The organism is Duganella sp. Root1480D1 (assembly GCF_001427305.1).
Classification (GTDB): domain Bacteria; phylum Pseudomonadota; class Gammaproteobacteria; order Burkholderiales; family Burkholderiaceae_D; genus Rugamonas.
On sequence record NZ_LMFZ01000041.1, the window covers coordinates 1 to 1,545 of the forward strand.

3 protein-coding genes are annotated in these 1,545 nt (G+C 51.0%); all 3 read left to right on the plus strand.

The window, feature by feature from the left end; all coding sequences use genetic code 11:
• Positions 1 to 713: hypothetical protein (locus tag ASD58_RS31700; protein ID WP_200951667.1), on the plus strand; the 713-nt coding region annotated here is incomplete at its 5' end.
• Between the two features lie 9 nt (positions 714 to 722).
• Positions 723 to 1,082 (plus strand): hypothetical protein, encoded by a 360-nt coding sequence (locus ASD58_RS22950; protein WP_057263547.1) that lies wholly within the window; start codon positions 723 to 725, stop codon positions 1,080 to 1,082.
• A 7-nt stretch (positions 1,083 to 1,089) separates the two neighbouring features.
• On the plus strand, positions 1,090 to 1,545 hold a 456-nt coding region (locus ASD58_RS22955; RefSeq protein WP_156401443.1), incomplete at its 3' end, for a hypothetical protein.

Consider the following 1,545-nt stretch of genomic DNA (forward strand, 5'->3'; position numbering starts at 1 on the left):
CTGCCGCTAACGCGAAGAGAGTAGTTCCTGCCGAGATCACTTACGACCTTGGTTCGATCTCGAATTCATCAACTGCGCTGGATTCGAGTTCATTACTTAATGGTTTTGGAAGTAGCAATACCATTGTTTATAGGGATGCTAAAACTGGCGCTGCACTCCTTCGCGAAGGACCTTCGGGCATCGACTCTGCAGCAATTGGAGCAAAGAGTGCAACGCCAAGCGCGGGTTCTCTGTCCAATGTTAGCGGCGATCTGAATGAGGCCAGCAATGCAGCTCGAAGCCAGCCTTATGGGATGGGTATGGGTACACCTGCCCCGGCAGGACCGAATATCATTGATATTTCGGCCAGCAATGGGGCGAGCACGGCATTAGGCGAATTGGGCAAACTACCTAATTTAGCTGGAAAGACCTCGGCAGAAATTGAATCAGCACTTCGCGCGCAAGGATACACTTCGGTATCTGCCAATAACGGAGGGACGGTTTGGACGAAGAATTTGCCGGATGGGAATACTGCGGCAGTTCGAATTGATCCAGCCACTGTTAGGGTAAATCCAAAAGGTTTTGCCGATGAAGTGCCGCATGCTCACAAAGAAATTGTACCAACTGCGAATGTAGTAAATGGAAACTATAAACCAGGAAAATCTGTAATTACGCTTGATGACTCGTGCTGTGCAACGAAAAATCCATCGGATACACATATCCCAATCAAATAGGAGCTACCAGTGAAATTTGATGATGTCAGGCGCCAATTCAGGCATGAAAATACTTTTGTTGTTAATCAATTCAATGTTCTTCTAGATGATTTGTTATTATTCGCTAATGATGAAAATAACGCAGCATTCTTCGGCACCTTTCAGGCGCCAGACAATGAAGACATGCTTATTATTCGGCAATCTTATGAAAATTTGATGCCATTTGTCGTCGAAATTGAGAGCGGACAGCACGATATTTACTGTTATGACTTTGAGCAAGTGTCGCAACCACAGGTGGTTACTTTTTCGGATCATGCCATTGTCAATAGATGGGATTCAGTTCAGGATTTCATCAATTGGTTGGAGATAGCGATTAGTAAAGCTCGATAGTTAAGAAGTGACACTGGCTGACGGCAGCAAGCAAAACGTGCTGGTGCCGCAGGTCTACGTGCGCGTTCGTCCAGGCGACGTGAATGGCAGCGGCGGCCTGCTGTCCGGCAGTGACGTCAACCTGAACCTTTCGGGCGATGTCACCAACAGCGGCACCGTCGCGGGCCGCAACCTGGTGCGCATCAGCGCCGACAACATCCGGAATATGGGCGGCACCGTGAGCGCCGACACCCTGGCGCTGCAGGCGACCAGGGACATCGACAACATCGGCGGCGTAATGCAAGCGCAAAGCGCCGCCGTGCTGTCGGCCGGCCACGACCTGAACATCACCACCACCACGCAAAGTTCCAGCAACAGCGCCGGTGCCAACAGCTTCAGCCAGAGCGGTATCAACCGTTTGGCCGGCTTGTATGTGAGCGGCCCGGCCGGTGTACTGCTGGCCAGCGCCGGCAACAACATCACC